Annotated in this window: 31 protein-coding genes; 15 read left to right on the forward strand and 16 right to left on the reverse strand. The window is 41.5% G+C overall.

From position 1 onward, the window contains the following. Window positions 1-42 precede the first annotated feature (42 nt). From A391_RS0112445 to A391_RS0112485, 9 genes are all read left to right on the forward strand, one after another. Window positions 43-438, forward strand: a complete 396-nt coding sequence (locus A391_RS0112445; RefSeq protein WP_019899703.1) for an RDD family protein — start codon at window positions 43-45, stop codon at window positions 436-438. Between the two features lie 307 nt (window positions 439-745). Further along, window positions 746-1,726: an IS110 family transposase gene (locus A391_RS0112450; protein WP_019898097.1), complete on the forward strand. Its 981-nt coding sequence runs from the start codon at window positions 746-748 to the stop codon at window positions 1,724-1,726. A 39-nt stretch (window positions 1,727-1,765) separates the two neighbouring features. Further along, window positions 1,766-2,137: a hypothetical protein gene (locus tag A391_RS0112455; protein WP_019899705.1), complete on the forward strand. Its 372-nt coding sequence runs from the start codon at window positions 1,766-1,768 to the stop codon at window positions 2,135-2,137. Between the two features lie 79 nt (window positions 2,138-2,216). Then, the gene (locus A391_RS0112460; RefSeq protein ID WP_019899708.1) at window positions 2,217-2,774 is read left to right on the forward strand and encodes a pyridoxamine 5'-phosphate oxidase family protein; all 558 of its coding nucleotides are present in this window, start codon (window positions 2,217-2,219) and stop codon (window positions 2,772-2,774) included. 33 nt (window positions 2,775-2,807) lie between these two features. Continuing rightward, entirely contained in the window at window positions 2,808-3,224 is a 417-nt protein-coding gene (locus tag A391_RS0112465) for a VOC family protein (RefSeq protein WP_019899709.1), read from the forward strand. Window positions 3,225-3,302: 78 nt separating this feature from the next. Continuing rightward, complete coding sequence (locus tag A391_RS0112470; RefSeq protein WP_019899710.1) at window positions 3,303-3,767, forward strand: CYTH domain-containing protein; 465 nt, start codon at window positions 3,303-3,305, stop codon at window positions 3,765-3,767. Window positions 3,768-3,813: 46 nt separating this feature from the next. Next, complete coding sequence (locus A391_RS0112475; RefSeq protein WP_029144177.1) at window positions 3,814-4,146, forward strand: DMT family transporter; 333 nt, start codon at window positions 3,814-3,816, stop codon at window positions 4,144-4,146. 186 nt (window positions 4,147-4,332) lie between these two features. Then, window positions 4,333-5,118, forward strand: coding sequence for a prolipoprotein diacylglyceryl transferase (gene lgt, locus A391_RS0112480; RefSeq protein WP_029144178.1), 786 nt, complete (start codon window positions 4,333-4,335; stop codon window positions 5,116-5,118). Between the two features lie 219 nt (window positions 5,119-5,337). Beyond that, a complete protein-coding gene (locus tag A391_RS0112485) occupies window positions 5,338-5,553 on the forward strand; it encodes a hypothetical protein (RefSeq protein ID WP_157261362.1) in 216 nt (71 codons plus the stop codon). A gap of 36 nt (window positions 5,554-5,589) precedes the next feature. Here A391_RS0112485 and A391_RS0112490 read toward each other — a convergent pair whose 3' ends face one another. From A391_RS0112490 to A391_RS0112515, 6 genes are all read right to left on the reverse strand, one after another. Continuing rightward, entirely contained in the window at window positions 5,590-5,865 is a 276-nt protein-coding gene (locus tag A391_RS0112490; protein ID WP_019899714.1) for a TIGR03643 family protein, read from the reverse strand. Then, window positions 5,856-6,038: a CstA-like transporter-associated (seleno)protein gene (locus A391_RS0112495; protein WP_371135077.1), complete on the reverse strand. Its 183-nt coding sequence runs from the start codon at window positions 6,036-6,038 to the stop codon at window positions 5,856-5,858. Before A391_RS0112495 ends, A391_RS0112490 begins: the two co-directional genes overlap by 10 nt. 19 nt (window positions 6,039-6,057) lie before the next feature. Continuing rightward, window positions 6,058-8,127 (reverse strand): carbon starvation CstA family protein, encoded by a 2,070-nt coding sequence (locus A391_RS0112500; RefSeq protein WP_019899716.1) that lies wholly within the window; start codon window positions 8,125-8,127, stop codon window positions 6,058-6,060. A 223-nt stretch (window positions 8,128-8,350) separates the two neighbouring features. Beyond that, window positions 8,351-9,589 carry an MgtC/SapB family protein gene (locus A391_RS0112505; RefSeq protein ID WP_019899717.1) on the reverse strand — a complete coding sequence of 413 codons (1,239 nt, stop codon included), beginning with the start codon at window positions 9,587-9,589 and terminating at the stop codon, window positions 8,351-8,353. Window positions 9,590-9,623: 34 nt separating this feature from the next. Further along, on the reverse strand, window positions 9,624-10,298 hold the full coding sequence (gene radC, locus A391_RS0112510) for a RadC family protein (RefSeq protein WP_019899719.1): 675 nt from the start codon (window positions 10,296-10,298) through the stop codon (window positions 9,624-9,626). Between the two features lie 86 nt (window positions 10,299-10,384). Further along, window positions 10,385-11,149, reverse strand: a complete 765-nt coding sequence (locus A391_RS0112515) for a hypothetical protein (RefSeq protein ID WP_019899720.1) — start codon at window positions 11,147-11,149, stop codon at window positions 10,385-10,387. 143 nt (window positions 11,150-11,292) lie between these two features. Here A391_RS0112515 and coaBC point away from each other — a divergent pair, with 143 nt between their 5' ends. The 5 genes from coaBC (at window position 11,293) to rpmG (ending at window position 15,902) form a co-directional block, all read left to right on the forward strand. After that, a complete protein-coding gene (gene coaBC, locus A391_RS0112520; RefSeq protein WP_157261363.1) occupies window positions 11,293-12,477 on the forward strand; it encodes a bifunctional phosphopantothenoylcysteine decarboxylase/phosphopantothenate--cysteine ligase CoaBC in 1,185 nt (394 codons plus the stop codon). 159 nt (window positions 12,478-12,636) lie between these two features. After that, window positions 12,637-14,787 (forward strand): TonB-dependent receptor family protein, encoded by a 2,151-nt coding sequence (locus tag A391_RS0112530; protein WP_019899725.1) that lies wholly within the window; start codon window positions 12,637-12,639, stop codon window positions 14,785-14,787. A gap of 120 nt (window positions 14,788-14,907) precedes the next feature. Then, a complete protein-coding gene (gene dut / locus A391_RS0112535) occupies window positions 14,908-15,360 on the forward strand; it encodes a dUTP diphosphatase (protein WP_019899726.1) in 453 nt (150 codons plus the stop codon). Window positions 15,361-15,473: 113 nt separating this feature from the next. Beyond that, window positions 15,474-15,710 (forward strand): 50S ribosomal protein L28, encoded by a 237-nt coding sequence (rpmB, locus tag A391_RS0112540; protein ID WP_019899727.1) that lies wholly within the window; start codon window positions 15,474-15,476, stop codon window positions 15,708-15,710. A gap of 36 nt (window positions 15,711-15,746) precedes the next feature. After that, window positions 15,747-15,902 (forward strand): 50S ribosomal protein L33, encoded by a 156-nt coding sequence (rpmG, locus tag A391_RS0112545; RefSeq protein ID WP_015831324.1) that lies wholly within the window; start codon window positions 15,747-15,749, stop codon window positions 15,900-15,902. 91 nt (window positions 15,903-15,993) lie between these two features. Here rpmG and A391_RS0112550 read toward each other — a convergent pair whose 3' ends face one another. Together A391_RS0112550 and mgtE are read right to left on the reverse strand one after the other, a co-directional pair. Continuing rightward, a complete protein-coding gene (locus tag A391_RS0112550; protein WP_019899729.1) occupies window positions 15,994-17,292 on the reverse strand; it encodes a mechanosensitive ion channel family protein in 1,299 nt (432 codons plus the stop codon). Between the two features lie 17 nt (window positions 17,293-17,309). Continuing rightward, complete coding sequence (gene mgtE, locus A391_RS0112555; RefSeq protein ID WP_019899730.1) at window positions 17,310-18,746, reverse strand: magnesium transporter; 1,437 nt, start codon at window positions 18,744-18,746, stop codon at window positions 17,310-17,312. 140 nt (window positions 18,747-18,886) lie between these two features. Here mgtE and A391_RS0112560 point away from each other — a divergent pair, with 140 nt between their 5' ends. Further along, on the forward strand, window positions 18,887-19,153 hold the full coding sequence (locus A391_RS0112560; protein WP_019899731.1) for a glutaredoxin family protein: 267 nt from the start codon (window positions 18,887-18,889) through the stop codon (window positions 19,151-19,153). Window positions 19,154-19,227: 74 nt separating this feature from the next. On the opposite strand, the gene rplQ is transcribed toward A391_RS0112560, so the two are convergent. The 8 genes from rplQ to secY all read right to left on the reverse strand — a co-directional run bounded on the left by rplQ (window position 19,228) and on the right by secY (window position 24,142). After that, window positions 19,228-19,617 carry a 50S ribosomal protein L17 gene (gene rplQ / locus A391_RS0112565; protein ID WP_019899732.1) on the reverse strand — a complete coding sequence of 130 codons (390 nt, stop codon included), beginning with the start codon at window positions 19,615-19,617 and terminating at the stop codon, window positions 19,228-19,230. A gap of 42 nt (window positions 19,618-19,659) precedes the next feature. Further along, window positions 19,660-20,646, reverse strand: a complete 987-nt coding sequence (locus A391_RS0112570; RefSeq protein ID WP_015831319.1) for a DNA-directed RNA polymerase subunit alpha — start codon at window positions 20,644-20,646, stop codon at window positions 19,660-19,662. Between the two features lie 102 nt (window positions 20,647-20,748). Beyond that, the gene (gene rpsD / locus A391_RS0112575) at window positions 20,749-21,378 is read right to left on the reverse strand and encodes a 30S ribosomal protein S4 (protein WP_019899733.1); all 630 of its coding nucleotides are present in this window, start codon (window positions 21,376-21,378) and stop codon (window positions 20,749-20,751) included. A gap of 26 nt (window positions 21,379-21,404) precedes the next feature. Further along, the gene (gene rpsK / locus A391_RS0112580) at window positions 21,405-21,794 is read right to left on the reverse strand and encodes a 30S ribosomal protein S11 (protein ID WP_013147062.1); all 390 of its coding nucleotides are present in this window, start codon (window positions 21,792-21,794) and stop codon (window positions 21,405-21,407) included. A 102-nt stretch (window positions 21,795-21,896) separates the two neighbouring features. Next, a complete protein-coding gene (rpsM, locus tag A391_RS0112585) occupies window positions 21,897-22,259 on the reverse strand; it encodes a 30S ribosomal protein S13 (protein WP_019899736.1) in 363 nt (120 codons plus the stop codon). 174 nt (window positions 22,260-22,433) lie between these two features. After that, a complete protein-coding gene (rpmJ, locus tag A391_RS14380; protein ID WP_019899738.1) occupies window positions 22,434-22,547 on the reverse strand; it encodes a 50S ribosomal protein L36 in 114 nt (37 codons plus the stop codon). Window positions 22,548-22,593: 46 nt separating this feature from the next. Continuing rightward, window positions 22,594-22,812, reverse strand: coding sequence for a translation initiation factor IF-1 (infA, locus tag A391_RS0112590; RefSeq protein ID WP_015831316.1), 219 nt, complete (start codon window positions 22,810-22,812; stop codon window positions 22,594-22,596). A gap of 7 nt (window positions 22,813-22,819) precedes the next feature. Further along, window positions 22,820-24,142: a preprotein translocase subunit SecY gene (secY, locus tag A391_RS0112595; protein WP_019899739.1), complete on the reverse strand. Its 1,323-nt coding sequence runs from the start codon at window positions 24,140-24,142 to the stop codon at window positions 22,820-22,822. Between the last annotated feature and the right edge of the window lie 7 nt (window positions 24,143-24,149).

Below are 24,149 nucleotides of genomic sequence, written 5' to 3' on the forward strand. Positions count from 1 at the left end.
AGACGGTATCTTAATTCAAACGTTAGGCAAAAGGAGTAATAATTGGATTTGCAAAGCACAACAATAAAATTAGCTCACCCAGGTAAGCGATTTCAAGGTCAATTTATTGATGGTTTAATCGCCTATATATTGGGTATTATTGCTTTTTACCTATTACATACAATCATCGGTAAAGATGCTTCTTTTCTTGTAGCAGTAATAATTGCTCTAGCTTATTTTCTCTTTTCAGACGCACTACCGAATGGTCAAAGCATCGGAAAAAAACTCTTGAAAATAAAGGTCGTTAATAAAGAAACAATGCAACCATGTTCATTAGTTCAGTCACTTTTAAGAAATATTACCTTTCCGCTTGGTATTTTTGATTGGGTGTTTATCTTTTTTGGCTCACACCGTAGGCTAGGTGACTTCATGGCATCTACTATTGTAGTAAAAATGTAATGTACATCTTGCCTAACCCACCATTCAAGCGGGACGCCTAACGGCGCCCCTTGTATCTTACCAACAACTCAGAAATGAGTTAAATTGCTCTGACGCGAAGAGCCGGGAGAAGGGATGCTGAGCGCGCCCCAAGGCCTTAGAGCCAGTAATTAAGATTAGTGGCCTTCTCCCAACCTACATTCATCAAGATCGGACGGTATCTTAGGACTGACATAACGTCATGATCCTGCATGCACAAGGTTGATCTGAATTGGGATGTGTTGTTCGCTTAGGGTGTTTATTTCACTTGTTGGTAAGGAGCTCAATCATGGCCTTCATTGAATTGCCGATACTCGGCATTGATATTTCCAAAGCGAAGTTTGATGTGGCATTGCTTGTATATGGCAAAGTGAAGAAGTCACGGGTATTTGAGAACAACCTTGTTGGTTTTAAAGCCTTATCACTCTGGTTAGTTAAGCAAGACATCACACATCTGCAAGCCTGTATGGAAGCCACAGGCACTTACGGTGACGAATTGGCCACTTATTTGTATGACCAAGGCTTTGAAGTCAGCGTGGTGAATCCTGCGCAGATTAAGAGCTTTAGTGGTGCGCAGTTAAATCGTGCCAAAACAGATAAAGCCGATGCAAAACTCATTGCACAATTCTGTGCCAGTATGCACCCAACGGCTTGGATGCCGCCACCTATGCATGTACGTGAATTACAAGCTTTGGTACAGCGACTTTCAGCTTTGCTACAAATGGAACGTCAGGAACAGAATCGTTTCGGTACCGCTGCGCCTGTGATTCAGCCTTCCATCAAGGCGGTGTTAGCTACAATTAAAGTTGAGATTAAGGCTGTTGAACGCATGATTCGCGACCATATCGACCGGCATCCTGATTTGAAGGATCAATCTAATCTGTTGGACAGCATTCCAGGCATCGGAATCGCGACCATTTCGCGCTTATTGGCTTTTGTGGGAGATGTACATCGCTTTAATGATGCGAAGGCATTGGCTGCATTTGTGGGTTTGAATCCTACCGTACATCAGTCTGGCAGTTCGGTGAGAGGTAAGTCACGCTTATCCAAGAAAGGCAACGCCACCATCAGAAAGGCGTTGTATATGCCTGCGGTTGTGGCAAGACGTTATAACCCAACCATTAAAGCGTTTGCGCAACGATTGAAGAAAGCAGGTAAATCGAATATGCTGATTATTGGCGCGGTAATGCGTAAGTTACTGCATATTATTTATGGGGTGCTGAAGTCAGGCAAACCCTTTGATGCTAATTATGCTGTTAAGAATGCTTGACAGGTAAGACGGTATCTTAATTAAAACGTTAGGCAACAAATGAAAACTCTAATTAAGCTTCTGTTGGTTGCTCTATACATAACGTTTACTTTACCGGCATATGCTTCAGACTTTACACCGCTAATAGTCTTTTTTTCCGTGTTATTGATAGTGGTTTTTCTTGTTACTTTTATTCCAATATATAAATTTACTTCGAAAATGCCCAATCAATGGCCTAAACAATTAATTCGTAGCTTGGCTTTTAGTATTTTTTGGGCTCCTTTTCCAATAGAAGGTTATCAAAATTGGTGGCCAGCATGCATAGCTGTATTTGAATTTTCTTTAATCCCTAAAGCAGCGATTGCGGTGGTAATCGTTACCATAATTCTGTTTTTTCTAACACGAATCCCAGCTATTGATTATGATTATTAAAAAGCCTAGCACCTCATTCAAGCGAGACGGGCAAAGACAACATTTAATTTACGGATAGCCATAGGAACCAAGGAGCGTCATGGGCAAGCAATACGAAGCACTCTCTGAACGGTTGATTGAATTTATTGTGGCGCAGAAAATATTTTTCGTGGGCACGGCGACGACGGATAGTCGAGTTAATGTTTCTCCCAAAGGAATGGATTCGTTTCGGGTGTTAAACAATCATCGGGTGATTTGGCTGAACGTAACGGGGAGCGGAAATGAAACATCTGCTCACGTTCAGCTAAACCCACGTATGACTATTATGTTTTGCGCATTTGATGGCCCACCCCTTATTCTTAGGCTGTACGGAACGGCTAGGGTTATCCACAAAAAAGACGATGACTGGAAAGATCTTTTTTCTTACTTTAACCCCTTGCCAGGTGCGCGCCAAATATTTGATCTATCAATCGAGTTAGTGCAAACTTCTTGCGGAATGGCTGTGCCGCAATACGACTATATAGAAGATAGAGCGTTGCTTTCGGATTGGGCGAAGAAAAAAGGTGAGCACGGGCTGATGCAGTATTGGGAAGATAAGAATCAGTCAAGCATTGACAACATTCCCACTAACATCGTTGCAAAAAATGGCCAAGCCTGATTTATACGTGCCTATCTAAGAAAGTAGTCTGCAATGAAACCTAGCATTACCGTCATTACTATTGGTGTTAACGACCTCGAGGAGTCCTTGCGTTTTTATCGAGATGGGCTTGGATTTCCAACAGAAGGTATCATTGGTAAAGAGTTTAAGTATGGTGCAGTTGTTTTTATTCAACTCCAAGGTGGATTACGCCTAGCCCTTTGGCCAAGAAAAAGCATCTCACATGACTCAGGCCTGCCAATTGGGCTAGCAAGCTCAACTGAAATGACGCTAGGGCACAATGTTGGTTCAAAAGTAGAGGTTGATGCAGTCATACAGCAAGCAAAATCAGCCGGTGCTATGATTGTTAAACCTGCTCATGATACATTCTGGGGCGGGTATTCTGGATATTTTCAAGACCCAGATGGTCATCTTTGGGAGATTGTATGGAACCCACAGTGGGAAGAGTAACCATTCGAACATAATTCATTACTCAAGCGGTAACTGGCTAAGTTCCGCCAACTCAAAACGTTAGGTACATGTAAATCTATGGCTTTAGAAATTGAAAGAAAATTCTTAGTGATTGGAAACGAGTGGCAACTTGCCGCTGGCGTTAAATTTAGCCAAGGTTATTTAAATCGAGATAAGAATCGAACTGTCAGAGTTAGAATTGCAGACAACCGCGGCTTTCTTACTATTAAGGGTGCAACAAATGGTGCTACACGAACTGAGTTTGAATATGAAATCCCAATAGCTGATGCAGAAAATCTGTTGGACTTATGCGAAAGACCAATCATCCAGAAAATAAGACATATATTTCACTACAAAGGCTTTAAATGGGAAGTAGACGAATTTGAGGGTGACAATATGGGGTTAGTAGTCGCTGAAATTGAGTTGCAGAGTGAGGATCAGTTATTTGAGCAACCTAGCTGGATTGGTAAGGAAGTGACTGACGACCCACGCTATTACAATGCTAATCTGACGCAACATCCTTATAAGGCTTGGGCTAAATAAGAATATCTAAGTTAACATTCCAATATTGATCACTGAAATGGCACCTATGCAAAAATGGATTTTTCTTGTTATTGCCATCATTAGCGAAGTCATCGCGACTTCCGCATTAAAATCGTCTGCAGGATTTACGCGCTTATGGCCCTCTATTATTGTGGTGTCAGGTTATGCGTCTGCTTTTTATTTTTTATCATTAACGCTAAATGTCATTCCTATTGGGATTGCCTATGCCATTTGGTCTGGTGTGGGCGTTGCGTTAATCGCGCTTATCTCATGGTTATATTTTAAGCAACCGCTAGATTTTGCTGCAATCGTTGGTTTATTGCTTATTGTAGCTGGCGTAGTGGTCATTAATTTGTTCTCAAAATCAGTTGCTCATTAATATACGCGTTCATCTAATTACTATTATTCAGATGAAATCATCAATTAAGCTTTATAGATAGTTATCGACTACTGCCTTGGTCTAGTGTTTTAATAAACTATCCAAGTTAGCTAAGCGCAACTAAGTCGTTGTGAAGTATCAAAACTTAGGTAAAATCACACTTCTATTCAATTGATGTTAGTTCACATGTTTGTTCACCCGCAGTTTGACCCTATTGCTATTCACCTTGGATCTTTTGGCATCCATTGGTATGGCCTAATGTATTTGCTTGGATTTTTGGCATTTTTGGCCTTAGGTAAATATCAAATTAACCACAGAAAATGGCATGGTTGGACAAACCAAATGCTTGATGACGCACTATTTTTTGGTGCTTTAGGTGTGATTCTTGGCGGACGTATCGGTTATGTGCTGTTTTATCAATTAAGCTACTTTATTGAGCATCCAACAGAGATTCTTGCAGTATGGCAAGGTGGCATGAGCTTTCATGGTGGATTCTTAGGTGTGCTAGTTGCCATGTGGCTTTTTGGTAGAAAGTATCCTCAAAACTGGCTAAAAACTATGGATTTTGTTGCCCCATTAGTGCCAATTGGTTTAGGCGCTGGCCGTATGGGCAATTTTATCAATGCCGAGTTATGGGGCAGAGTCACTAATAGTCAATTTGGGATGGTTTTTCCTAAAGTTGACGACGCATTACGCCACCCTTCCCAACTTTATGAGTTTGCACTTGAAGGTGTTTTGCTGTTCTTAATTCTTTGGATATATTCCGCGAAGCCAAGGGCAACGGGTACGATTTCAGCACTTTTCTTAATCGGTTATGGTAGCTTTAGGTTTATCGTAGAATACACCCGTGAGCCAGATGACTACTTAGGTTTACTATCCATGGGCTTAAGTATGGGGCAGTGGCTAAGCTTGCCGATGATTTTAGTTGGCGTAGTGATGTTTGTGTTTTGCAATAAAAAGCGCGCGTTTTAACCCTCTCTAGACTTTAACGATAGATAACTCCATAAAGTGAGCTATCTATCGTTGGTCCACCTCATTGGCCACATGTAATACTAACTACGCCAATGTTCCTCTCAATTCCAAACTTATGCAGTTACAATCACTGACTCAGTTAACAATTGTTAACTTGGCGAATTGCGTCATTAGGCATATTATTTTATGGGTTATCTATCTGTAAACGTAAGGAGCCCCATGATTAAGAAATTTCTAAAGAATGTGTTTTTTAGAAAACATCAAACGGCTAACACGCCTCCTGTAAACCCCGGCTTCATCACCACCCACAACAGCCATTCGAAGTCTGACTTTGAAGTGACTGAATTAAGTTATGACGAGTATGTGGAATATGCAGGGCCAGAACGCAGAGTGACAATGGCAGAGGTATACGAGGAGCGCAGACGTACACAGTAAGTACGGACTTACATCGCCAAGAGCTGGGTTAACTTTTTAAAACTGTTTTACGCGATGATTAGCCTTATGTCTAGTGACTGCGTTGGATCTAAGTTTGACATGCTTAGTGGCTTGACCATGAGTACGCTCGCGCCATAACTTGAATGAGCTGTGCTTCAAACTTGCACGCATCAACTTAATTACACCATCTTGATTAAGGCCAAATTGGAACTCTATTGCTTCAAATGGGGTACGATCTTCCCACGCCATTTCTATTACGCGAGAAATCTGGGCTTCATCTAATGGCTCAGCAGTCACCGGATTTAACAGCATCGGTTAATACCTTTCCATTTACTGTCTTGCCATAGCTTAAAAAACTCTTTGCGCGATAGTGCTGGTGGCGCGTCTACCGTCGCTTGGTGAAATTCGGCATGATGTTTTAAGTATTGCTCATAAGCATCATCACCTGAAACGTGCCGAACAAAACACCATAACTTTTTGAACATATTGAACATTGTTATCTTTCTAATCTCGTACCCAGTTTTCTACAAGGCGGCTTGGCTCGTGCGGTACCTCTGATAGTTGCAAAACTGGCTTACCACTTAAATAACGTAGACATAATCGAAGCATATCCAGTATCACCACCCAAAGTACAACAATAAAAAACAAGGTTAAATAGGCATCTAAATGCTGATTAAATATTAACTGCGGGGCAACGGAAGCTTTATCGGCTGGGAGCAATCCTGCCGCTAGTTTGGAGGACATATCATTTGCTGATGCAAAGAAGCCCACACGCACATCTGTACTAAAAATCTTTTCATAGGCAGCTGAGGTGGTAATCGTCACTAGCCAAACTAGAGGTAAACCTGTTACCCATGCATATTTTAACTTTCCAGATTTCACCAAAATGCCTGTCGCTACACATAAGGCAATTGCTGCGAGCATTTGGTTCGCAATTCCAAACAATGGCCATAAAATATTCACACCACCATTTGGATCTATCACGCCTATGTAAAGGAAGTAGCCCCACCCCGCTACTACAATACTGCTCGTTAAAATCACAGAAGGTGTATATGAGGTTTCGCCGAGTTTTTTATTAAAGTTGCCTAATAAATCTTGCAACATAAAGCGGCCAACACGCGTACCTGCATCTAGTGTGGTTAGTATAAATATTGCCTCAAACATAATGGCAAAATGGTACCAAAGTGCTAACAGTTCTTTGCCGAAAGCGCTACCAAAAATACTCGCCATGCCTACAGCTAAGCTTGGTGCCCCACCAGTGCGGGAGAACAAGGTTGATTCGCCCATATCACTTGCCAGTTGCTGCATTTGCTCTACGGTAACAGCAAACCCCCAGCTGTTAATTTTGGCAACAGCATCTATTGCCTCTTTACCAACGACTCCAGCCGGACTATTAATCGCAAAAAATACGCCCGGATCTAATACGGTGGCAGCAATCATCGCCATAATGGCAACAAAGCTTTCTAATAGCATGCCGCCGTAGCCAATCATACGAATATCGCGCTCATTGCCGAGCAGCTTTGGCGTAGTCCCCGATGCGATTAATGCATGAAAACCTGAAATAGCGCCACAAGCAATCGTAATAAAAACGAATGGAAACAACTTACCCCCAAAAATAGGGCCAGTACCATCTACAAACTGTGTCACTGCGGGCATATGAATCTCTGGGCGCAGGATGACAATTGCAATGGCTAACAACAGGATGGTGCCTAGCTTCATAAAGGTAGAAAGATAATCACGCGGTGCTAGTAAAAGCCACACTGGTAGCACGGCCGCAGCAAATCCATACACAATGATGGCATAAGCTAGTGGTAATCCATCATGATCAAATAATGGACGTAAGGTTTCGTGATGATCAACCCAGCCACCTAAACCTACCGAAAGCAACAATAAAACCACACCGATAATAGAAGCCTCTAACACTCTACCCGGGCGAATATTGCGCATATAAATCCCGACAATCATCGCAATCGGAATGGTTGCCGCCACTGTTGAAGTTGCCCACGGGCTATGTTTCATGGCATTAACCACGACTAAACCAAGCACCGCGATTAAGATAATCATAATTAAAAACGTACCGATGAGTGCCGCGCTACCGCCTATCAAGCCTATTTCATCGCGTGCCATTTGGCCCAAGCTACGCCCATTTCGGCGTGTAGAGAAAAACAGCGTGACCATGTCTTGTACTGCACCACCCAATACTGCGCCAATTAAAATCCATAATGTGCCAGGCAAATAGCCAAACTGTGCAGCGAGGGTTGGCCCAATCAAAGGACCAGGGCCTGCAATTGCTGCAAAGTGATGACCAAACACCACCCATTTATTCGTTGGTACAAAATCTCGGCCATTATCCAGTCGTTCTGCTGGTGTCGCACGAGTTTCGTCTATCACTAACACTTTTGCAGCAATCCAAGCGGCATAAAAACGATAGGCAATTGCATAAATACAGACGGCTGCAGTAATCAGCCATAGTGCATTAATACTTTCTCCGCGATTCAATGCGATTCCAGCAACTGCAAATGCGCCTAGCAACGCAACGGCTGCCCAAAGAACTGTTTTTATATGTTGATTCATGATTATGTGGTTAAACGTTTTGATTTAAATTTCGGAGGCGATTGGTAGTATAAAGCACTGAAGCTAACCATCGCCAAAATAATATTGGAACTAATTGTTTTCAATGAATTTTATTAACATCAATACTAACGATTTTTGCGTTGTTAACTTATCTAAAAGTTAACAATATTTACCTCTAAAGTGTTGCTGATGCATTTACCGTGCTGGGTTAATCATAACGCTATTAGAATAACCACCAACCAAGCCAGATAGCCGACACCTGCAACACCAAGCCAAGTGTCACCTGTTGGAAAAAAACTTTTCCACCGGTGACTGCGGCTGTAATTACTTTAGAGATGGCGTTCGCTGAAAATGCTACTAATATTGGCACGGTAGCATTTGCGGCCGTAATTTTATTACTTGCCGCTAAAGAAGCCGCTGAAATAGTAGAAGCATGCACATCGGCTAAACCTGCTACAGCAGATGCCACAACTAAGCCAGCCTGACCAAACCATGCCTTAAGCGCTGCTGACGCAATCAGCACAACAGCGATGACTAACGCCAGTGTCAGTGCAGTTTTAACACTAAAAGACCGACTAGGCTTACTCAACTCTTGGCTTTGATGATTAAATGAATTTAAAGTAATCACAAGGCCATATAGCGCGATAGTCAGCCCTCCAAATAATAAAGGCACTTTTAATGCGTGCAAAGTAGGTGGGTGGATAGCCGCCAACAGCATCACTAACTGAAGCACTGTGGACAGACTTGACAGCGTAGCTCCTGCAACTGCCGTACCTATTAGATCTGGCGTTTTTCGGACGCGAGCTCCCATCGCGCCTATCGTCGCAATACTGGAAATAAAGCCTGATACCAAGCCTACTAGAGGCAAACCCGTACGGCTACCTAATAAACGCAACGCTAAATGACCCAGCGCGCCAATAAACATCACTAATATTACAATTAACCACAAGTTACGAGGATTAATCGCATCAAAAGGGCCTACTAAAGCATTAGGCACTAATGGTAAAACAATCAAAGTTGCAGCAGCTAGAATCAAGAAATCTATCATCTCATCTTTAGTGACCACCCCTCGAACAAAGCCGTGTATGGGCTCTTTTGCAGCAAGCAATATCGCAGCGGCAACAGCCAAACTAGCCGCCATCGATGCCGTAGTCATGGCTAGCCCGCCCAAAATAACAGTAAACACTAGGCTAATCTCTGTGGTTAATCCAGGATCTTCATCTCTTCTAGTAAAATAGGCTGTTGCTACAAAAACAGTGACGCAGATAATTGAAACGACAAGCAACCAAAAATTGACTGAAGTGCTCACTGCGCCAAGTAAAGAAGCTATCGTAAAAGTGCGCACCCCTGCAATTGTTCTATCACCCCCATCCGCCTTGCTACGCTCACGCTCGGCCCCAATTAGCAACCCGATGCCTAAGGCAACTGCTAAATTTAACCAGTGCGCATTATCAATTAACATACACTCTTCCAATCATTAATCTTTAGCATTTTAATTACAACAAACCACGCTCAGCAAACGAAAGAGTTTGATTGCCTGCCACAATAAAATGATCTAATACACGCACATCTATCAGTGCCAAAGCTTGTTTCAATTGTTGCGTGATTAGCTCATCTGCTGCGCTCTGTTGTGCAACTCCAGAAGGATGGTTGTGTGCAAAAATAACACTCGCAGCATTATGATGAATCGCTCGCTTCACCACTTCTCGAGGATAAACACTCGTTTGGGTAAGCGTGCCATTAAATAGCTCCTCAGCAGCATGTAAACGATTTTGTGCATCTAAAAACAACACCATAAAAACTTCTCGTGTAAGCGCTCCCAGCTTAAGCACTAAATAGTTGCGTACCTGTTGTGGCGACTGAAACACATCTCTCGCTTGTAACTGCTCATTTAAAGCTCGACGACTCATTTCAAAAATTGCTTGCAGCTGCACATATTTACTAGTGCCAATACCATGCACCTGACTGAGTTCACGCTCAGTTGCTGCAAAAATACCATTAAGACTACCAAACTGACTGAGTAAGTCGCGCGCCAAATCTACTGCGCTTTTACCGACCACACCGACGCGTAAAAAAATTGCCAATAACTCAGCATCAGATAAAGCATCAGCACCCATCTCTATTAGCTTTTCTCTAGGTCGCTCACTAGCAGGCCAGTCTGTAATTGCCACTTAACACCTCTTATTGTTCACGGATTTTAACCGACTAAATTCATTACACTGATATGATCAACACTCGAAGCGACAACTGCTAGCCACTAGCGCAACCATCCTATTTCACGTGCAGTCATTGCACCAATCATTGTATGCCTTAAACCTTTAGGGATTTCAGCATCGTTATCATTGATAGGAATGCGGCCGCCCATTAGCTCAGCAAAATTTTGTGGGTATAGCGGTATTTTATCTGGCTCAGCATACCCATGAGGATAAATAGGTAAAGTACTCTGCAAATCATACTTATCAGTGGCATTTAAAGTATGTAACAACTCATGTGCGGTGACTACCAAGTTCTTTTTTGCATAGGCGGAGCTACCAAACAAATTTACACGCCCGATTCGCCCTTTATTAAGGGCTGTTGAATGTCCTAATACTCGGTTATTTTCAGGGTCGTGATAAAGTAAATACAATCGTATATCTGGCCGTACATTTACCTTTGGACTATGTTGCCATGCAAACAACCGAAATTTTAAGCTCCACAGCATAGTACTTAATATGCTGCCATTTTTAGGAGGCTCTGGTGGTAACTCATCGACAATATCACCTAGTTGCACTTCTATTGGTCGCCGTAAACCTAATTGGTATGACGTAGCTTCTTCTGCAAAGTACTCCGCCATCGGCTCAAAATCATCACGACTGAGGGTTCGCAAGTAAGCACTAACTTCATCGCTACCATCGGCATTGATTGGATAAACTGCAACGTAAAGATTATGCTTCCAAGCTAAATCAGCTTTATCCAACCAAACTTCTTGTATAACCGTTGCTAAAATTAGCAGCAGGATGATAATTCTGAATTTACGCCACATTGTGTATACGCCGCATGAATGTTATTGGTTTTATATGATATCTACTATAAAACATTTTCTTTCGTTTCAATGATGCATAAAGAATATTTTATACAAAACAATGTTCGTATTAGAATGAAAGACTTACATCAATGACAAGCATTATGCAAAATAAAAAATCAATTGTATTAGGAGTCACTGGGGGAATCGCAGCCTACAAAGCAGCAGAACTCGTACGCCTATTCGTAAAAAATAATATTGATGTGCAAGTCGTCATGACGCAAGCTGCTTGCCAGTTTATTTCCACCGTCACGATGCAAGCCCTATCAGGTAAACCAGTATTCACAGACATGTGGGATGCATCAATCCCTAATGGTATGCCACACATCGAATTAAGCCGCGCTGCAGATGCCATCGTTATTGCACCAGCGAGCGCAGACTTCATTGCAAAACTCGTACATGGTCGTGCTGACGATTTACTTTCCACCCTATGCCTAGCGAGAGACTGTGACTTACTGGTCGCTCCGGCGATGAACAAACAAATGTGGGAGAACCCTGCTACCCAACGTAATATCGCACAACTAGTCAGCGATGGTATTCACATACTTGGGCCAGACAGCGGTGAACAGGCGTGCGGCGAAATTGGCTTAGGCCGCATGCTAGAGGCAGAAGACCTACACTATTTAATCAACGCGTATTTCCAACCTAAACGACTTAGAGGCAAAAAAATAATGATTACGGCAGGCGCCACATTAGAAATGATAGACCCTGTGCGCGCTATTACAAACTTAAGCTCAGGCAAAATGGGATACGCCATCGCCCAGGCCGCTTTTGAAATGGGTGCAGAAGTCACGCTCATCAGTGGCGCTACTGCACTTACGCCCCCAACTGGGGTACGCAACATTGCAGCAACATCAGCAGGTGCAATGTATCAAAGCGTAATGCAAAACATCGCAAACCAAGACATATTTATTGGTGTCGCAGCAGTTGCAGATTACAGCCCAGCGAATTCACAATCACAAAAAATTAAAAAAAGTGAGCAATCACTGACGCTGGAGCTAAAGCTCAACAAAGATATACTAGCAGAAGTCGCCAGCTTACCTAGTCCGCCATTTTGTATAGGCTTTGCTGCCGAAACCGAAAATCTATTAGAGTTCGCGGAAGCAAAAAGACAAAAGAAAAAACTTCCATTAATCGTCGCCAACCTGACGAGCGATGCAATGGGCAGTGACAACAACAAAGTCATTCTACTAGACAACAATGGTAACTATCCACTTGAACCAGCCACCAAAATTGAAGTGGCCAGATCAATATTGAAGCATGTTGCTGACATGCTTCAAGTCAAATAATCAAATATATCAATATTGCCAAATGATAGTGCTGTTTGATACAGGTCAAACAGCACTATCAACATCAAAAAACTCATGAAAATCATGATTCTATTATGCAAATTAGCGATTAGAATCGCACCCAATTACTTACTCTAGATTAATCAGTTAAGGTCTACCATGCATCACACCACTCCGTTCCCAATCAAACTACTGTCAATAGCCATTATCAGCACTTTTAGTATTAACCAACACGTGTACGCAGAAGAAATTGTCAGTGAAAAAATTATCACAGCACCAATCGTCGTGACTGCAACTCGTGTAGAACAAAATAGCTTCGACCTACCAGTGGCCATTGATGTCGTGGAAAGCAAAGACATCCAAAATGGCCAATTACAAATGACGCTTTCAGAAAGCTTAATTCGTGTACCAGGGATTACAGCGCAAAACAGAAACAATCAAGCACAGGATCCGCAAATCTCTACACGCGGATTTGGTTCCCGCTCAAGTTTCGGCGTACGCGGCGTGCGTGTTTATGTAGACGGCATTCCTTTGACCATGCCTGATGGCCAAGGTCAGCCTGGGGTAGTAGATTTATCGGCAATTAAAAGCATTGAAGTTATGCGAGGCCCTTTCTCAGCACTCTACGGAAACTCTTCAGGAGGTGTTATCCAAATGTTAACGAAAGATGCGCCAAAAACTAACGAAGTTGGTGGCACAGTGATGTTTGGTAGCTACGGTACCAAAAGACAAATTCTTGAGACTACTGGCACTGCAGAGCAAATTGAATACATGCTCAATGTATCCAATTTTGAGACGGATGGTTACCGAGATCACAACTCAGGCAAAAAACAACAAGCCACTGCAAAATTCAAAATCAATATTACTGATGATACAAAATTAACCACCTTAGTAAATTGGTTTGAGCAAGAGGCTCAGGATCCATTAGGACTCACACGAGAGGTTGCATTCTCCAAACCAGAGAGCGCTGGCGTAGGTGCGATTGACTCAAACACACGTGTTTATCGTAGTCATACTCAAGTTGGCTTCAACCTAGAACATCGGATTAACACCAATAATGGCATCAGCCTGATGAGCTATGTTGGCACGAGGGAAAATGAGCAATATCTAGCTCTACCATCACAAGCTCCCGTCAACGCAAATGGTAGAGCAAGTGAAATATCGCGCGATTTTTGGGGTGTAGATTTACGTTGGGATAACAATGGAGAAATACTCCATCGTCCATACAATATTAGTATGGGCTTTACCTACGGGAAAATGAATGATGACAGGACCGATACCAATGCCGACTTTGGTACAAAAAGAACCACCAATATCCCTAATAACACTAACTTTGGACTAAATCGACGCGAACAAAACATTTCGTACAACTTTGACCAATACATTCAAGGCAAACTTTCACTCTCAAACAATTTAGATATTCATGCTGGTGCTAGACACACCAAGGTTAATCTTGAGGTTAAAGATGATTTTATTACAGGCACCAGTGCGAACGGTGATAATAGTGGTAAAGTTGAATATCAAAAAACCACACCTGTTATCGGTACAATTTGGAAAGTAAATCCACAATTAAACTTGTATGCTAACTTTGGTAAAGGTTTTGAAACACCAACTTTCATTGAATCAGCATTCGCAAGCTCTGCAGCCAATAGCACTCCAAATCTTGCACTCAGACCTAGTGAAAGCAAAAACTATGAACTAGGCGCAAAAGCATTCTTAAATGACAACACTCAAGCAAAGCTAACATTGTTTAAAGTAACAACTGATGATGAAATTGTTACCTTAGATAACATCTCAGGACGTGTAAGTTATACAAACGCTAATAAAACTAACCGTACAGGCATGGAGTTTTCAATAGACTCTCAACTAGATAATAATATTTCGCTGTATGCTGCATATACCTTACTTAATGCAAAATTTGATTCTGACTTTACTAATAACCTCGGCAGAACAATATTATCCGGCAATAGAATTCCTGGAACATACCGTTCACAGCTATATGGTGAAATCGCCTGGAAATATATACCTTTAGGTTTCAGTACAGCGTTAGAGGGCCGCCATAATAGTAAAGTTTATGTAGATGACATCAATAGCGACGTTGCACCGTCTTATACCATTTTCAACGTAAGAGCAGGCTTTGAGCAACAACTAGGTCAATGGAGCATAAATGAATACTTACGTATTGAAAATATGTTTGATAAAGACTACATAGGCGGCGTCAGAATCAATGATGGTAATTCAAGATTTTTCGAACCAGGTACAGATCGTAACTACTTATTAGGTCTTAGCGCGAAATATAAATTCAACTAACATTATTAATTAGAGCAACTAATCAAACGATAGCCAGTAAATCAATTTACTGGCTTTTTTATTACCCATAATTAGTGTTTAATAGGCACTTAATTAAATCCAATAAAAACATACACTATCATGTCCATACTCATCGACCTAAAAATTATAGACGACCGCTTACGCAGTCAGTTTCCAACCTATGCCACACCTGGATCAGCAGGTTTAGACTTACGTGCCTGCATTGAGTCACCTATCACTTTACAGCCTGGTGAAACCACCCTCATTCCTACTGGCATGGCGATACATATCGACAACACATACTATGCTGCACTTATTTTACCGCGATCCGGCCTAGGCCATAAGCACGGTATTGTGTTGGGAAACCTCGTTGGACTAATTGATTCAGACTATCAAGGGCAGCTGATGGTATCCTGCTGGAATCGTGGCAACACCGCGTTTGAATTAAACCCGCTAGAAAGAATCGCGCAATTGGTGATTGTGCCAGTCATGCAGGCTGAGTTTCATGTAGTCGATGATTTTGACAGCTCAGAACGTGGTGAAGGTGGCTTCGGTAGCACCGGAAAACACTAACAAAAAATAATATGTGAATTTACTGAAAAGAAACACATATTTAGCTTGAAACAAACAAAGAATGTGTACTATAATCACGCTCTTTCTCAAAAATAGAGTTCTTGGAGATAACCATGGCACGTGTATGTCAGGTAACAGGCAAAAAGCCAATGGTGGGTAACAATGTTTCTCACGCACAAAACAAAACAAAACGTCGTTTTTTACCTAATTTGCAAAACCGCAAATTTTGGGTTGAGAGCGAAAATCGCTGGGTAAGCATGCGTATTACTAACGCTGCGCTACGCACTATCGACAAAAACGGTATTGATGCTGTTTTAGCTGATATGCGTGCTGCTGGCCAAAAGATTTAAGCTGCTAACTTAACTTAGCAAATAAAGGAAAGTAAAATGCGCGAAAAAATCAAATTAGAGTCAAGTGCTGGTACAGGTCACTTCTATACCACTACAAAAAACAAACGTACAATGCCAGGCAAATTAGAAATTAAAAAATTTGATCCAGTCGTACGTAAGCACGTAATGTACAAAGAAACAAAATTGAAATAATTGCTTATTTCAGTAATAAAAAAGCTCACTATATGTGAGCTTTTTTATTATCTATCCATTATTCACGCTATGAGTAATAATAAGTTAACCACTAGCCATCCTTATTCTCATCCTTAACATCAGCTACTGCTGTACCTAATATGCGCACTTCTCTTTGCGGATATGGGATTGATATATTATTGGCCTTAAACAATCTCCATATCGCCATAAACAGGTCTGATTGCAAGCTTGCAGTGCCCTCTTCTGCATCATGAATCCACACAGTCAATCTAACGTCAATACCGCTATCTGCGAAGCCCGTCACTATCGCAGTAGGCTCTGGGGTGACTAACACTCTAGGATGGTCGTCTGCGGCCTTCACAAGCAGTTTCAGCACCAAGTCTAGGTCACTTTCATAAGCAACCTGCATCGTGACCAACACCCTTGTATTTCTATCCATACAAGAATGGTTAATCACAGGATTAATAATCAACGTTTCATTCGGAATAATGACTTCAGTACCATCAAGCTTTTGCAATACCAAATAGCGTGTACGCAAATCTCGAATAATCCCATAATGAACATCAATCGTCACGATATCGCCAATGCTGATTGATTTATCCATCAGCAAGATAAAACCACTGACGTAGTTACTCGCAATACGCTGTAAACCAAAACCCAAACCAACACCTATTGCACCGCCAAATACCGAAATGAGCGTCAAATCTAAGCCAACCGCAGAAAGTGCAATAAGCACTGCAATAAACAGCAGAAAAACCCTCAACACTTTCGACAACATCACGCGAGTATTAGCATTGAGTTGATCAACTTGCATGAGCTTGTTTTCAACAAAACGACTTAACCACATTGCAACAAAAATTGTCGTTAATATAGTGAGCAGGCCTTGCAATACTAACAGTAAATTAACCGAGTTCTTACCTATTGTAAATTTAACTGCCTCCAGTGTTTCTAACATTTCTGGCAGTACGCCACTTAAATGCAATGCAAGGACCATCCAGATTAATGTGGCAAGGGTATTTTCAAGCGCTTTAAGTACCCCCCCTGGTGCAATGATATAGCGCATCGCATAAACAGCTAATCGAACTGCTGCCATCGCTAATAACAAATTACTAGCGAGATGAAGCATCGTCGTATGCTGCCAATGACCTAAAACCCACTTGGATATCAAAACAATAACAAGCATGGATAGCGGAAATAACAAACGGTTAAATGTACCTATGCCTATTTTCCAATGCTCTGGTGCATGGCGCATGACATATGCGCGTATTACCCCATTAATCATCCAGGCAATTGCACACGCCATCACAATCACACTAATCTGCCAGCCGGCTACGGGTGTTCCAATATCAGCTAAAATTTCTTGCCAGATAATATCGATACGACTATTCATGTCTAAAAGCCTAGGAATTAAATCAAAAAGATTGTGGCCAGTCCTAAAAAGATAAAAAATCCACCACTATCTGTCATTGCTGTAATCAGCACACTAGAACCAACAGCAGGATCACGCCCTATCTTATTCATCATTAGCGGGATGACGACCCCCATCAAAGCCGCTAACAATAGATTAAGCGTCATTGCTGACATCATCACCAAGCCCAATGGGAAACTTCCGTATAACGCATAAGCCACAGCGCCAATCACACTTCCCCACAGCAAACCATTGAGTAAAGCAACACCCAGCTCTTTAGTAATGAGCGACTTCATATTGTGAGAGGCAACCTGCCCTAAAGCTAAACCACGGACAATCATTGTCGTTGTTTGATTTCCAGAGTTACCGCCAACACCTGCAACAATTGGCATCAGTGCTGCCAGCGCTACTATTTTCTCAATAGATCCCTCAAATAACCCAATAACTCGCGAGGCAACAAGCGCGGTAATCAAATTTATTGCAAGCCATGCCCATCTATTTTGTACAGATTTCCATACCGAAGCAAAGAAGTCCTCTTCCTCACGTAAACCAGCCATTGAAAGCATATCGCTCTCAGCTTCTTCACGAATCAAATCCATGACGGCATCAACTGTGACGCGACCAACCAACTTACCATTTTCATCAACAACAGGTGCTGTCACCAAGTCGTAGCGCTCGAATGCCTTGGCTGCATCATCTGCTATATCTTCAGGATGAAATATAACGGCATCTTCAGACATAACATCAGAGACGTTTGCATCAAGATCACTCACAACTAGTCGCTTCAATGGCAACACACCATGCAAAACATCATGACGGTCAACGACAAACAATTTATCTGTATGATCAGGCAAGCCACCTAGTCGACGCATATAGCGCAAAGCTACTTCCAAAGTAATATCTTCACGTATCGTAACGATATCAAAATCCATAATCGAACCAACAGCGTCATCCGAATAAGATAATGCCGATTGCAAACGAGCTCGATTCTGCGCATCAAGGCTATCCATCAAGTCCTGAAGCACATCTTTTGGTAAATCTGGTGCTAAGTCTGCAAGCTCATCCGTATCTAGCTGCTCTGCCGCAGCCAGCAACTCATCGGAGTCCATGTCAGCAATCAATGTCTGCCTTACAGCATCCGACACCTCAAGCAATATTTCGCCATCACGATCAGCTTTTACTAACTCCCAAACATCCAAACGCTGCTCTAGAGGCAGAGCCTCTAGAATGTATGCAACGTCTGCAGGATGTAAGAACTCTAATTTTTTTTGTAGCTCATTAAGGTTTTGCTTATGTACCAAAGACTCTATCAGTTCATGATTAGACATCTCTTGGTTGTGAACCATATTCTCAATCAAGCGATGCTTTTCAAGAAGCGATATTACCTGTTGTAGGCTCTCGCTCAAACTCTCTTTGGTTTCTTGAATGTCTGCCATAATGACCCAATACTATTTTTATTTATTTACTACGCCATTATGATTTATTTTTCATAAAAAATAGAATCATTCGGCAAAAAATATGAGTTAATCAGCATAATGAAACGGTAGCTAATACCATCATAGGAACTACAAAAACCATGTTAAAACTCAATCTTTATACTACATCACACTGCCACCTATGCGAGCAAGCAGAAGCAACCCTAAAAAGCATAATGAACGATTATGACATTAGTTGGATTTCAATTGAAATTGCAGATAACGATCAACTACTGGAAGCCTATGGCACAAAAATTCCAGTGATAAAAGTAATTGGTACGAATACTGAGCTTGCTTGGCCATTTGATACAGAGACGGTTTTAACTCACATCACACAAATAATACCGAATCAATTGATAAAAAAATGAAGTAAACACAAGTGCTTAAAACTAAAAAACCAGCAATCTAGCTGGTTTTTTAGTTTTAAGACAACTTATGCAACTTATTCTGAAACAACAGCCTCTGTTGATGGATCTGGACGATCAACTAATTCCACTAAAGCCATCGGCGCGTTATCACCGTTGCGGAAACCACATTTCAAGATACGTAGATAACCACCATTACGTGTTAGGTAACGTGGGCCTAACTCAGCAAACAATTTACCTACAATGTCACGATCACGTAAACGATCGAAAGCAAGACGGCGGTTTGCCAAAGTTGCAGTTTTACTAAGCGTAATTAACGGCTCTGCAAACTTACGCAATTCTTTTGCTTTTGGCAAAGTAGTTTTGATGATTTCATGACGCAACAAAGATGTTGTCATGTTACGGAACATTGCAGCACGATGACTGCTTGTACGATTTAATTTACGATTGCTATTACCGTGACGCATAGTAATTCCTTAAGTTTTCTATATCTTCAATATCAGCTTGTATTAAGCTTTTTCTAAACCAACCGGTGGCCAGTTTTCTAATTTCATACCTAATGTCAAGCCACGAGTAGCTAAGACATCTTTAATTTCATTCAATGATTTACGGCCAAGATTAGGAGCTTTTAACAACTCATTCTCTGTACGTTGAATCAAATCACCGATGTAAAATATATTTTCCGCCTTCAAGCAGTTAGCTGAACGAACTGTCAATTCTAAATCATCAACCGGACGTAGCAGTACTGGATCAACTTGTGGAGCAGATTTAACTTCAACTTCACTTGGTGCACCTTCTAAATCAGCAAACACTGACAACTGACCCATCAAAATACGGGCAGCATCACGAATTGCTTGTTCAGGCTCAATAACACCATTTGTTTCAACATCCATTACCAACTTATCCAAGTCAGTGCGTTGCTCTACACGAGCGCTATCTACATAGTAGCTAACTTTGTTAATTGGACTGAATGATGCATCCACCATGATAAAGCCTAATACACGATCTTCATCATTAGATTTCTGACGCACTGGAACAGGTTGATAACCACGACCAATTTCAACTTTAACTTCCAAGTTCAGTTTGCCACCTTTTGTAAGGTGTGCAATCACATGATCAGGGTTAACGATTTCCGCATCATGACCAGTTTCGAAATCAGCCGCAGTGACAACACCTTCAACAGATTTGTTCAGTTTCAGAATAGTTTCTGATTTTGAGTTTAATTTCAGTGCTACACCTTTAAGGTTAAGCAAGATATCAACAACATCTTCTTGAACACCATCTAAAGTAGAGTACTCATGCACTACACCATCAATTTTCACTTCTGTAATTGCGAAGCCTGGAATTGATGAAAGCAAAACGCGACGTAATGCATTACCAAGCGTGTAACCAAAACCACGCTCCATAGGCTCTAAAGTAACACGTGCGCGTAATGGAGATAACACCTCAACATCTACAACGCGAGGCTTTAAATACTCGGTAGGACTGTTTTGCATAGTTATACCTTTAATTTTTTAATATGCTCGTTACTTACATAAAGAACGAGTGATTAAATTGGTTAACCGCATGGGCTAACCAATAATCTAATCAGAACTTAATTACTTAGAGTAAAGCTCAACTACCAATGATTCATTGATGGTTGGTGGCAACTCATCGCGTTGTGGTTTAGCTTTAAAAGTACCTTTCAAAGCTTTAACATCAACCTCTAACCACTCTGGGAAACCACGTTGCTCAGCAGCTTCTAAAGCACTCTTAATACGCAATTGCGTTTTTGATGCTTCAGCTACGCTAATAACGTCACCAGCTTTAACTTGGAATGAAGGAATATTAACGCGCTTGCCATTTACTAAAATGCTGTTATGACGAACGATTTGACGTGCTTCCGTACGTGAACCGCCCAAACCCATTCTGTAAGTGACGTTATCTAAACGGCACTCTAACAACTGAAGCAAGTTCTCGCCAGTAATACCTTTTTTGCGATCAGCTTCTGCATAATAGCTACGGAACTGCGCTTCTAAAACGCCGTAGATACGACGTACTTTTTGTTTCTCACGCAATTGCACACCGTAGTCAGATAAACGCTGATTACGACGTTGACCGTGTTGACCGGGTGGAAAGTTACGTTTTTCAATTGCACATTTATCAGTAAAGCATTTTTCAGCTTTTAAAAACAACTTCTCGCCTTCGCGACGGCACTGACGGCATTTAGGATCTAAATTTCTAGCCAAGATAGTTCTCCAGTAATCTTTTTCGCTTAGATGCGACGTTTTTTAGGTGGACGGCAACCGTTATGCGGCACTGGCGTCACATCAGTAATGCTGGTAATTTTAAAACCAGCTGCATTAAGTGCGCGCACAGCAGATTCACGACCTGGACCTGGGCCTTTAATGCGCACTTCTAAATTCTTCACGCCGTTCTCTTGAGCTGATTTACCAGCAACTTCAGCTGCAACCTGCGCTGCAAAAGGAGTACTTTTACGTGAACCTTTAAAACCTTGACCACCAGATGTAGCCCATGACAAAGCATTGCCTTGACGGTCTGTAATCGTGATGATGGTATTGTTAAAAGATGCATGCACGTGGGCGATGCCCTCTGCAATATTCTTTTTAACTTTTTTTCTTACGCGTACATTAGCTTTTGCCATGTTGCATTTTCCTTACCAATAAATCTAACTTAAATTGTAAACTTCCAACCATTAAAATCTAAAAGCACTCAATTGATCGTCAATAAAGCGCCTAGAAATAGGTTACTTAGACTGCTTAATTGCCTTGATTGGGCCTTTACGAGTACGCGCATTAGTTTTAGTGCGTTGACCACGAACTGGCAATCCACGACGGTGACGGACACCTCTGTAGCATCCTAAATCCATCAAACGTTTAATATTCATTGAAACTTCGCGACGTAAGTCACCTTCAACTTTGAACTTCGCTACTTCATCACGTAACTTTTCAACATCCGCATCATTCAGATCTTTAATTTTTGCAGTTGCTAAAACACCAGCAGCAAGACAAATCTTTTGTGCAGTGTTACGTCCAATACCATAAATTGCTGTTAAAGCAATTTCAGTGTGTTTGTTATTCGGGATATTTACCCCTGCAATACGCGCCATACTTTACTCCAAATTAGGCCTTACTGATTCACTTGCTTTAAAAAAGCCGATGATTTTAACAGGAAAACCATTTTTTATCAAATAGCTAATCTTCTGATCAATCAAAATATTGACCAACTTAAATTAGTATGCAGCCTAAGCCTTTACTAATTTTGGATAATTGAGGTTAATCAATTAACCTTGACGTTGTTTATGACGTGGATCTGTGCAGATAATGCGCACAACGCCGCGACGACGAACAACTTTACAATGACGGCATAAAGCCTTTACTGATGCACGAACTCTCATATTTCACTCCAATACAACTAAACTGTATGCTTACAACGCTAATTATTTATTTTGCACGGAACGTAATTCGCGCGCGAGATAAATCATAAGGCGTCATCTCAACGGTGACTTTATCACCAGGCAAAATACGAATGTAGTGCATACGCATTTTTCCTGAAATATAGCCTAAAACCACATGACCATTTTCCAACTTAACTCTGAAAGTAGCATTGGGGAGATTCTCTAAAATCTCACCTTGCATTTCAATTCTATCTTCCTTAGCCATCTTGCAATTACTTAACGCTCGGTGCGTTACCTTTAAAATTAGCTTTTCTAAGCAACCCCTCGTATTGATGAGACATCAAATGAGACTGCACCTGTGTCATAAAGTCCATAGTAACAACGACTATAATCAACAAAGAAGTACCACCAAAATAGAAAGGCGTATTAAATTTCAAAATCAAAAACTCAGGTAACAAACAGACCAAGGTAATATAAGCAGCACCGACTAGTGTCAAACGGCCCATAATACGATCAATATATTTTGCTGTCTGATCACCAGGTCTAATACCTGGAACAAAAGCACCACTTTTCTTCAAATTATCAGCCGTATCTTTAGGATTAAACTGTAACGCTGTGTAGAAAAAACAGAAGAAGAAAATTGCAGCAGCAAACAAAAATATGTAAATAGGTTGTCCAGGTGACAATGCCGCAGCTACATCTTTTAGCCAAAATGTACTCTCACTACTACCAAACCAACCTGCTAAAGTAGCTGGAAAAAGAATGATGCTTGAGGCAAAAATTGGAGGTATAACACCAGCCATATTTAACTTCATAGGTAAGTGCGTAGTTTGACCACCATACACTTTATTACCCACTTGGCGCTTAGCGTAGTTAACTGTAATCTTACGTTGACCACGTTCAACAAACACGACCAAAGCTGTTACTAGCACAGTAGCGATCAGCAAGAAAAATGCTAACGGGATACTAAAAGCACCTGTATTGACCATTTCAGCAGTTGAGCCGATTGCACTTGGCAAACCTGCAACAATACCTGCAAAAATGATGATAGAAATACCGTTACCAATACCACGCTCTGTAATCTGCTCACCAAGCCACATTAAGAACATAGTGCCTGACACTAAAGTAATCACAGCGGTTAGTCTAAACGCCATGCCTGGATCAAAAACAAGATTAGGCTGACCTTCTAGCATAATCGCTATGCCTAACGCCTGGAACATAGCAAGTACGACTGTCCCATAACGCGTGTATTTCGTAATCGCTCTACGGCCTGCTTCACCTTCTTTTTTCAACTGCTCTAGCTTAGGCGACACTGCTGTCATTAACTGCATGATAATAGATGCAGAAATGTAAGGCATGATACCTAATGCAAATACAGTAAATCTAGACAAAGCGCCGCCCGAGAACATGTTAAACATGCCCAAGATGCCACCACTTTGTGAAGCAAACAACTTTGCAAGTTCATCAGGGTTAATACCTGGAACAGGAATATGTGCACCTAAACGGTAAACGATTAACGCACCTAAGACAAACAATAGGCGACTTTTAAGTTCGCCCATTTTTGCCGCTGTTTTTAATATGCCTTCTTGTGCCAAGATATAT

Origin of the sequence: Methylotenera mobilis 13 (assembly GCF_000384255.1) — a bacterium.
Lineage (GTDB): Bacteria > Pseudomonadota > Gammaproteobacteria > Burkholderiales > Methylophilaceae > Methylotenera > Methylotenera mobilis_B.

Bases quoted from the DNA above. Each gene is read 5' to 3' on its own strand.
- A391_RS0112450 (WP_019898097.1), top strand. From the start codon at position 746: ATGGCCTTCATTGAATTGCCGATACTCGGCATTGATATTTCCAAAGCG.
- A391_RS0112455 (WP_019899705.1), top strand. From the start codon at position 1,766: ATGAAAACTCTAATTAAGCTTCTGTTGGTTGCTCTATACATAACGTTT.
- A391_RS0112460 (WP_019899708.1), top strand. From the start codon at position 2,217: ATGGGCAAGCAATACGAAGCACTCTCTGAACGGTTGATTGAATTTATT.
- A391_RS0112465 (WP_019899709.1), top strand. From the start codon at position 2,808: ATGAAACCTAGCATTACCGTCATTACTATTGGTGTTAACGACCTCGAG.
- A391_RS0112470 (WP_019899710.1), top strand. From the start codon at position 3,303: ATGGCTTTAGAAATTGAAAGAAAATTCTTAGTGATTGGAAACGAGTGG.
- A391_RS0112475 (WP_029144177.1), top strand. From the start codon at position 3,814: ATGCAAAAATGGATTTTTCTTGTTATTGCCATCATTAGCGAAGTCATC.
- lgt (WP_029144178.1), top strand. From the start codon at position 4,333: ATGTTTGTTCACCCGCAGTTTGACCCTATTGCTATTCACCTTGGATCT.
- A391_RS0112485 (WP_157261362.1), top strand. From the start codon at position 5,338: ATGATTAAGAAATTTCTAAAGAATGTGTTTTTTAGAAAACATCAAACG.
- A391_RS0112490 (WP_019899714.1), bottom strand. From the start codon at position 5,865: ATGCTGTTAAATCCGGTGACTGCTGAGCCATTAGATGAAGCCCAGATT.
- A391_RS0112495 (WP_371135077.1), bottom strand. From the start codon at position 6,038: ATGTTCAAAAAGTTATGGTGTTTTGTTCGGCACGTTTCAGGTGATGAT.
- A391_RS0112500 (WP_019899716.1), bottom strand. From the start codon at position 8,127: ATGAATCAACATATAAAAACAGTTCTTTGGGCAGCCGTTGCGTTGCTA.
- A391_RS0112505 (WP_019899717.1), bottom strand. From the start codon at position 9,589: ATGTTAATTGATAATGCGCACTGGTTAAATTTAGCAGTTGCCTTAGGC.
- A391_RS0112515 (WP_019899720.1), bottom strand. From the start codon at position 11,149: ATGTGGCGTAAATTCAGAATTATCATCCTGCTGCTAATTTTAGCAACG.
- coaBC (WP_157261363.1), top strand. From the start codon at position 11,293: ATGCAAAATAAAAAATCAATTGTATTAGGAGTCACTGGGGGAATCGCA.
- A391_RS0112530 (WP_019899725.1), top strand. From the start codon at position 12,637: ATGCATCACACCACTCCGTTCCCAATCAAACTACTGTCAATAGCCATT.
- dut (WP_019899726.1), top strand. From the start codon at position 14,908: ATGTCCATACTCATCGACCTAAAAATTATAGACGACCGCTTACGCAGT.
- rpmB (WP_019899727.1), top strand. From the start codon at position 15,474: ATGGCACGTGTATGTCAGGTAACAGGCAAAAAGCCAATGGTGGGTAAC.
- rpmG (WP_015831324.1), top strand. From the start codon at position 15,747: ATGCGCGAAAAAATCAAATTAGAGTCAAGTGCTGGTACAGGTCACTTC.
- A391_RS0112550 (WP_019899729.1), bottom strand. From the start codon at position 17,292: ATGAATAGTCGTATCGATATTATCTGGCAAGAAATTTTAGCTGATATT.
- mgtE (WP_019899730.1), bottom strand. From the start codon at position 18,746: ATGGCAGACATTCAAGAAACCAAAGAGAGTTTGAGCGAGAGCCTACAA.
- A391_RS0112560 (WP_019899731.1), top strand. From the start codon at position 18,887: ATGTTAAAACTCAATCTTTATACTACATCACACTGCCACCTATGCGAG.
- rplQ (WP_019899732.1), bottom strand. From the start codon at position 19,617: ATGCGTCACGGTAATAGCAATCGTAAATTAAATCGTACAAGCAGTCAT.
- A391_RS0112570 (WP_015831319.1), bottom strand. From the start codon at position 20,646: ATGCAAAACAGTCCTACCGAGTATTTAAAGCCTCGCGTTGTAGATGTT.
- rpsK (WP_013147062.1), bottom strand. From the start codon at position 21,794: ATGGCAAAAGCTAATGTACGCGTAAGAAAAAAAGTTAAAAAGAATATT.
- rpsM (WP_019899736.1), bottom strand. From the start codon at position 22,259: ATGGCGCGTATTGCAGGGGTAAATATCCCGAATAACAAACACACTGAA.
- rpmJ (WP_019899738.1), bottom strand. From the start codon at position 22,547: ATGAGAGTTCGTGCATCAGTAAAGGCTTTATGCCGTCATTGTAAAGTT.
- infA (WP_015831316.1), bottom strand. From the start codon at position 22,812: ATGGCTAAGGAAGATAGAATTGAAATGCAAGGTGAGATTTTAGAGAAT.